The sequence below is a fragment of the Pseudalkalibacillus sp. JSM 102089 genome (assembly GCF_041366475.1).
In the GTDB taxonomy this organism is placed as follows: domain Bacteria; phylum Bacillota; class Bacilli; order Bacillales; family Guptibacillaceae; genus Guptibacillus; species Guptibacillus hwajinpoensis_B.
This window is the reverse complement of the sequence record NZ_JBEWYW010000021.1, coordinates 23,894-30,416: the sequence shown is the minus strand read 5'-3', so window position 1 is coordinate 30,416 and position 6,523 is coordinate 23,894. Positions and strand designations below refer to the sequence as shown.

The window sequence follows — 6,523 nt, the reverse complement described above, 5'->3', positions numbered from 1 at the left end:
ATACATACGATTTTACAATCACCAAAGATTTCAAAAGAAATTAAACAACCTGAGCCCCTATAAGTATAGAGCTCAGGCTGCTTAAAAATGCTTTTTAATTCCTGTCTACTTGACAGGGGTCACTTCACATATCTTGATGCCTTTAAATCACCTTCTGTATCGCCTATATATATAGGATTAGTTAGGTTGTTCCTTTCGATAATCAAGTTAATATTTTCCCCTTTAGATAGCCCGGTTCTCCCTGGATTCTCAAAGTCCGAAAAATACTCGCCTAAGTTATGAAACTCATAAAACGATTCGATGTATCCATCCTGGCAGTTGCTAACGATATAGAGTTTGTATTTCTTTGAAAGTACACTAAGAACATCCTCTACCTTATGGAAAAGTCGGCCCCCTTGTTTCTTTAAGTAATGCTCCTCGGTATTTAAACACTCTTGCATCACCTGGTCACGTACTTCCTCTGCCAAATGTGGAAACAATTTTTCACTAATGTCGTGCACTTGTAGCCCCATAGTTCCTTCAAAATCAGTTCGAGTTAGTTCTCTGTTAATTTGACTATGCTTCTTGATGCAACCATTCCACGCATCAAGTACAGTATCAATCGGATCCCAAATCGTTCCATCTAAATCAAAAATAATACTATCCATATTTAGATCCACCTCTCGAAAAATAAAAATTTCTATATCACTGGAATGAACTCCTTACATATTCGATATGCCGTTAATGAAGATGCTAAATAATAAGCTGATTGCTGTAAAACCAGCCACGGGAATTGAAAAAACTTTGTTGTTTTTAAACTCATAGATCGCTATTATCAAACCTGCGACGCAAAGCACTACCCATACAGGCATAAATAGGGCATCTGCTATATTCACAGGTAATAATGCGTAACCATTCCATAAGAAAAAACCCCAGTGTAAAACCAACAAACCTACGATAACATAAGAGATTTTTCGAGGTGGTTTTCCTTTTTCATTTTTTCTAGCAGCTCTAATTGGAGTAACGATAAACGTCAAAATGGCAATCGTTCCTAAAACCATTGAAAACACTAGTGAAAACCCGATAATGATCAATTCCTTTTTGATGATTTATTTAACTAGTCTGCCATCCCCCTATTTCCACCCTTATTACTTACAGTTACGGCATTGCACTTGTCACTAAATAAATGCCTACAGTAATTAAACTCAAAAAGGCCATAAAGAAACTAGATAATAACAATAGCTGCTTCATTAATAGATGTTCTTTCATTCGTTTCTGAACGATAAACCCTGCCACCACAGCAACAAGCCAAATAACGACCCCAAGCACTGAAAATAGATATCCAGAATTTATCACCCACAGTATTAAGATAGCTAGATGAATGAGCAATAAGCTCCATGCGAATGTCTTCAAATTCCCCTCTCCTTGCGTTTAAAAAAGGCTAGTCTAAATTTTTCATTTAGTTACCGTTTCTTTAATACCAATTATTTCAAACCATAACCATTTACTCAATCTCTATTTTCATATAAAGAAACCCTTATTCAAATTGTTATTATCTTTAATAGCTTCTGAAGCCAACTCGATCCGAATTAAAACCTAAGAGAAAAGTCTTTTTAAATAAACCAATAAGCTATATCATGGAACTCGTGATTAATAAGAAACGAGTGATTTTATGAAAGCAAACATAAAAAGAAGAGAAATTCATCCGGCATCGGGCGCGATACTAATGGCACTTGGGATTTTCCTCTATGCAGACGTCGAGGCTTTCCCTCTCATTGCACGGAATTTTGGTGGGATGTTACTCATTGGCGTTTGGCTAATTAGTGTGAGCTTATTATCTTCATTAGTGCTACAGTTTTCTCGTAGAGAATGGAGGGAAACAGTCCTCCACCATCCCGTTCGTTTTTTTATGATGGGAACGTGGGTTGCGGGGATATTTGTTCTTTGTCAGGTAACGTTAAAGTATTTTCCTGAATCATTTTACGTCATTCAAATACTTGTCATTCTAAATACATTTCTAAGCTTCCTGTTCTTAGGCGGTAGCCTTATTCATTTTTATTCTCTCTTGAAAGAACAATCCACCGCTTCTATACATGGAATTATTTTGCTATCAACTGTGACAACTCAAGCTCTGGTCGTTACATGGGCGAAGATGTTTGCCTTACCTCTTGAGGTTCTAATGTTCGGTGTGGTTTTAGGTGGACTGTTCTATCTTTGTGGAACTTGGTGTCTAAGCTTACGTTATTTGCGAGGAAGAAACTGGTCGTTGAAGAACGATTGGAAGAATACAAACTGCATTCTTCATGGAGCATTATCGATCACTGGATTGGCACTCGTGTCCACTCAGGCTTTGTCGGCAACGGTCTCTTTCTTTTTGTGGATAGCGATTCTTCTTATCTTGCTTAGCGTTGAAACGATCGAAATCATAAGAGCAGTCAAGAGAGTCCAGGCATACGGTTGGAGAAAGGGGTTATTTACGTATGATGTGAGTCAGTGGTCGAGGAACTTTACGTTTGGAATGTTTTACGCTTTTTCAATTGCATTGCCCGAGCGACAAAATTCGATCGCTTTAATCGATCAGTTTCAACACCACTTTATATTCTTATGGAGTTGGGTTGTTATCCTTCTTCTTTGTCTAGAGGTCATCTTATGGATAGGCTCCCTTTCACTGAGAGAAAAGGAGCCTACTACCTTACAGGAGTAACCTTTATTCATATAAATTTGGATACACAACGGTGCCATCCTTTTCAATTATTGGCATGGCCCCCCACTTTCCAAGCTCATGCTTAACGAGCTTTATTGTTTTTTTAGAATCGTCGATGATGTGGAGAACTTCCCAATTGTTTGCCTGTAACCAATTACTGATGAGCAAACGGTGGCATCTGGCGGGATGACGTTCAGAACACATGTAGGCCACGTTCATTTTCTTCGCCTGCGTCTTTAGTTTCTTTACTCCTTCAATAAATTCGTTCGTCAACGTAAAATCAGCATAATTGTGAAATGAAGGGTTTTCCCAGCCTTCATTCAACTCAGCCCCAACAGAGCTAGACTGACGTCGTCTCCCACCGAGAAGAGGAAAGTGTGCGTATTCTATCTTTGCTTCCCGAAGCCATTCCTTCATATTTTCGCTCTTATATTGCGGGTGCTTCCGGCTTCCGGGGAAAGCTCGGATGTCCGCCACGTAGGTAATGTCAGCTTCTCGCAACATGTCCAGAAAATATTCCTTGGAATGATTGGAATGTCCAATCGTATAGATTTTCATGAACTGTCCTCCTTTCTCCACCTTCATGTTAAAAACTCTTTCTCTTCACCATTATTCAAATAGATAAATAGTGCCTGTCACCCATAGGGAGTCAGGCACTATTTATCTATTTATATCGAGAATAACTATCGTATCTACGTTCGGAGTAATAGCTTATTTTTCTTTTTGCACCATCTTTTTTAATTCTTCTTGTGCTTTTTGTACCGATGCTACATCTCTTTCTAACGTTTCCAATTTTGTAGTAATCGGTTTTAAAGCTTCTTCAAGCACCGTTTGCAAACGGAGGACTTTTTCATTTTCTTTCGTTTCCATAAATACCTCTCCCTTCAACGTATCTATGTGCCCCATTAGATCGGCTTATCTATCCCCTTTAATAGGGAGCTATTCTTCCTCAATTGTACTAACAGGACTGAACAACTCATAGTGACGTCTCTCTGCTGGTACTCCCCATTCTTTAAGCGATTCATTTATAGATTTCAAGAAGGGAAGGGGACCACAAAAGTAAAAGTCTTTTTGATGATCAGATAAGACTGATTGAAGCCAATCTAAATCAATCAACCCTTCTTTATCAAAGCGAAGCTCAGCGCGATCCTGTTCAGTAGGATCGGAATAACACACATAATAAGAAACGTTTGAATTTTCGTTCGCTAACTTCTCTACGTGCTCCCCTATTGCATGTACATTGCTATTTTGAGCAGCATGAATGAACGTGATTTCACGACTCGAACCGTTCTCAACAAGGCTATTCAGCATGCTCAACATCGGTGTAATTCCTACTCCTCCACTAATCAACACAATAGGTTGGTCGTCAGTTGTGTAGGTGAAATCCCCTGCTGGTGCTGCAATAGATAGTGTGTCACCTTCTGAAATATCATGATGAAGATAGTTTGATACTATTCCGGCTGGTGCATCGTCTACGGCATCCTCACGTTTAACGCTAATTCGGTAATAATCTTTATTAGGAGCATCTGACAAACTATAATGCCTCATATGAGAATATTGTTCACCCTCTATATTGGCTTCTAACGTGAGATACTGGCCAGGTTTATAAGACGCAATAGGACCACCGTCCTCTGGTTTTAAATAAAATGAAGTAATAACATCGCTTTCTTTCACCTTACGATCGACATAGAAAGAACGATTTCCGATCCATCCACCCTGTTTCTGATCTGTTTGTTCGTAGAGCTTAGCTTCTGTTTTAATGAAAATATCTGCAATAGCTGTGTAAGCTTCTCCCCAGGCATCGATAATCTCGTCTGTTGCCGTATCGCCCAGAACATCTTTAACTGCTTCAAGTAACGTTTCCCCTACAATTGGGTATTGTTCAGGCTGAACACCTAGAGCCCGGTGTTTTTCAGTCACTCTCTCTACCATTGACTCGATTTCTTCTAGATTATCAATATTGGCTCCAGCTAAATAAACGCCGTACGCAAGTGCTCCTTGTTGAGTACCTAATTTTTGATTCGTTTGGTTAAACATATTATATAGATCTGGAACGCGCGAGAATAACAATTCATAGAATCTTTCCCCGATCTCCTGGCTATGCTCCTGCAATACCGGAGCAGTTGATTTGACGACCTTAATTGTATTTTCGTTTAACATGTCATAACCCCTTTCTGATCTAATGTTGGCAATGTTTCTAGTCCTTATACACCTCTCTTGCTTTTTCAATCAATCGATCACTTAATGAATCGTGATAGTAGATTCCGGATAAAGGAACAGGTGTATGAACCGGTTTTTAAAGAAGTATTTTCAATACATCTTTATAGTAATAGACATCTATATTAAAATCAATGCGCATAGAAAGGTTTTAAGTAAATGGACACATTTCAGAAGAGGGAAGACTTATATTTCTATTGGGGTCTGTAGATAGCTCATCAAGCATCCTGTTCGCTAGTTTATAGACCAAAGAATGTTTCGAACTCTCCCTCTTCTCAACCTTTACCTTCATAAACAAAGCACTTCTCCATCTCGGAGAAATGCTTTGTTAGAGAGGAATGTCTCTAAGTTCTTTATTGTTCAAACTCAATATGAGTACTAAGATCAACATTTCCTTCGTTGTTCAAAAAGGTGGTTAAATCGGTTACCGCTCCTTCCTCCAATCGGTAAGTGAAACGATCTTCCAACAAAAGACTTTGAATGAATCCTTCTCCGGTTTCAGTCATCCATAAATGAAATGTTTGGTAAGTGTTTTCATCCGTAATAAGATCGTAAGTCAAGACTGGAGGTGTTTTAATCACTTTTTGATCATCAACTTCCACTGCACGATTAGTCGCGTTCACGAACAACTTACTAATATTCTTATCTGAAAACGATGCTTCTTCTGGTTGTTTTTCATCACCAATCCAATAGCTTATTTTTACGCTTTCTACCTTTTCTAATTCGTTCGTTGAACAAGCATTTAGCGATAGTGAGAGTATGATTATCAACACTAATAGTGTTTTTCTCATGATTTGTCCCCCTGGTTTGGATCGAATCGGATCTGCCCTTTCCTATAAGGTAGCAACTGATCCTTCATAGACGGCATACAACACTCGAAAACCTTCATTAACTTAGTAAACTCCCAGATAGGCAAACACTACTTTGAAAAATTACTAAATGAATAGGTAGAACAAAAGTGAATAAGTTTCACGTCATCCCTTGCCGCTTACGGTTTCTAGATAAAACCCATACTCCTGATAGGAAGGCAGCTAATGACATAACGAATAGGACAAGGTCCGGTATCAAGCCAAAATAAGGTAAGTTAAATCAGCGATGGGTATGGTTGCGACCATAACCAAATCCAGTCTTTTCGTATTCAACTAGATCTTTCTGATCGCAATTTGCTTCTGCTATAAAACTAATAGAATGCGTTACATTAATCCAAAAGAATTGCTAGAAAACATTGACACCACTAATATGATAAAAAAGAGTAATTGACTAATCGTTAATAGATAATCCTTTCGATTTGTTGCGTATTTCCATTCCATCAATGCTGTAGATGATTCAGTAGTAACGACCATGAGACACATTAAGAACCACGGTTCCAAATACCATACCCATTCGGTAGACGGTCTAGTGACATTATAAACATAACCAATCATCAGCAAGCCGATCACGATGACTCTAATACTCCGATCCACTTTCTTATGCGTTTCATTGAGATGGTGGTTGGAAAAGAATTTCTTCTTTTCAACCTTTAGCAACCTTCTCATAATTGCATGAAAAGAAAAGATCAATAGCCCTAAGATTGTAATTAAGATCAATAACTTCAGCCAAAATCCCTGATCAATCCCATACAAT

10 protein-coding genes are annotated in these 6,523 nt (G+C 38.5%); 2 read left to right on the top strand and 8 right to left on the bottom strand.

Annotation, left to right across the window (positions count from 1 at the left end; genetic code table 11):
• Window positions 1-4 precede the first annotated feature (4 nt).
• Window positions 5-85: an IS3 family transposase gene (locus ABVF21_RS22075; protein ID WP_371018277.1), complete on the top strand. Its 81-nt coding sequence runs from the start codon at window positions 5-7 to the stop codon at window positions 83-85.
• 34 nt (window positions 86-119) lie between these two features.
• Here ABVF21_RS22075 and ABVF21_RS22070 read toward each other — a convergent pair whose 3' ends face one another.
• From ABVF21_RS22070 to ABVF21_RS22060, 3 genes are all read right to left on the bottom strand, one after another.
• Window positions 120-647: an HAD family hydrolase gene (locus ABVF21_RS22070; RefSeq protein ID WP_371019018.1), complete on the bottom strand. Its 528-nt coding sequence runs from the start codon at window positions 645-647 to the stop codon at window positions 120-122.
• Window positions 648-701: 54 nt separating this feature from the next.
• Window positions 702-1,049 carry a hypothetical protein gene (locus ABVF21_RS22065; RefSeq protein ID WP_194220809.1) on the bottom strand — a complete coding sequence of 116 codons (348 nt, stop codon included), beginning with the start codon at window positions 1,047-1,049 and terminating at the stop codon, window positions 702-704.
• A gap of 88 nt (window positions 1,050-1,137) precedes the next feature.
• On the bottom strand, window positions 1,138-1,392 hold the full coding sequence (locus tag ABVF21_RS22060) for a hypothetical protein (RefSeq protein ID WP_194220808.1): 255 nt from the start codon (window positions 1,390-1,392) through the stop codon (window positions 1,138-1,140).
• A 259-nt stretch (window positions 1,393-1,651) separates the two neighbouring features.
• On the opposite strand from ABVF21_RS22060, the gene ABVF21_RS22055 reads away from it, so the two are divergent.
• On the top strand, window positions 1,652-2,683 hold the full coding sequence (locus tag ABVF21_RS22055) for a hypothetical protein (protein ID WP_371019017.1): 1,032 nt from the start codon (window positions 1,652-1,654) through the stop codon (window positions 2,681-2,683).
• A 3-nt stretch (window positions 2,684-2,686) separates the two neighbouring features.
• Here the strand turns inward: ABVF21_RS22055 and ABVF21_RS22050 are convergent, their stop codons facing one another.
• The 5 genes from ABVF21_RS22050 to ABVF21_RS22030 form a co-directional block, all read right to left on the bottom strand.
• A complete protein-coding gene (locus ABVF21_RS22050) occupies window positions 2,687-3,241 on the bottom strand; it encodes a DUF488 family protein (protein ID WP_194220806.1) in 555 nt (184 codons plus the stop codon).
• A 153-nt stretch (window positions 3,242-3,394) separates the two neighbouring features.
• Window positions 3,395-3,553 (bottom strand): hypothetical protein, encoded by a 159-nt coding sequence (locus tag ABVF21_RS22045; RefSeq protein WP_194220805.1) that lies wholly within the window; start codon window positions 3,551-3,553, stop codon window positions 3,395-3,397.
• A gap of 69 nt (window positions 3,554-3,622) precedes the next feature.
• Window positions 3,623-4,843, bottom strand: coding sequence for an NO-inducible flavohemoprotein (gene hmpA, locus ABVF21_RS22040; protein WP_194220804.1), 1,221 nt, complete (start codon window positions 4,841-4,843; stop codon window positions 3,623-3,625).
• Between the two features lie 410 nt (window positions 4,844-5,253).
• A complete protein-coding gene (locus ABVF21_RS22035) occupies window positions 5,254-5,691 on the bottom strand; it encodes a hypothetical protein (protein ID WP_371019016.1) in 438 nt (145 codons plus the stop codon).
• Window positions 5,692-6,093: 402 nt separating this feature from the next.
• Entirely contained in the window at window positions 6,094-6,522 is a 429-nt protein-coding gene (locus ABVF21_RS22030) for a DUF4181 domain-containing protein (RefSeq protein ID WP_371019015.1), read from the bottom strand.
• Window position 6,523 lies beyond the last annotated feature (1 nt).

Excerpts from the sequence above, each read along its gene's own strand:
- hmpA (WP_194220804.1), bottom strand. The coding sequence starts at position 4,843 with ATGTTAAACGAAAATACAATTAAGGTCGTCAAATCAACTGCTCCGGTA.
- ABVF21_RS22045 (WP_194220805.1), bottom strand. The coding sequence starts at position 3,553 with ATGGAAACGAAAGAAAATGAAAAAGTCCTCCGTTTGCAAACGGTGCTT.
- ABVF21_RS22055 (WP_371019017.1), top strand. The coding sequence starts at position 1,652 with ATGAAAGCAAACATAAAAAGAAGAGAAATTCATCCGGCATCGGGCGCG.
- ABVF21_RS22070 (WP_371019018.1), bottom strand. The coding sequence starts at position 647 with ATGGATAGTATTATTTTTGATTTAGATGGAACGATTTGGGATCCGATT.
- ABVF21_RS22035 (WP_371019016.1), bottom strand. The coding sequence starts at position 5,691 with ATGAGAAAAACACTATTAGTGTTGATAATCATACTCTCACTATCGCTA.
- ABVF21_RS22050 (WP_194220806.1), bottom strand. The coding sequence starts at position 3,241 with ATGAAAATCTATACGATTGGACATTCCAATCATTCCAAGGAATATTTT.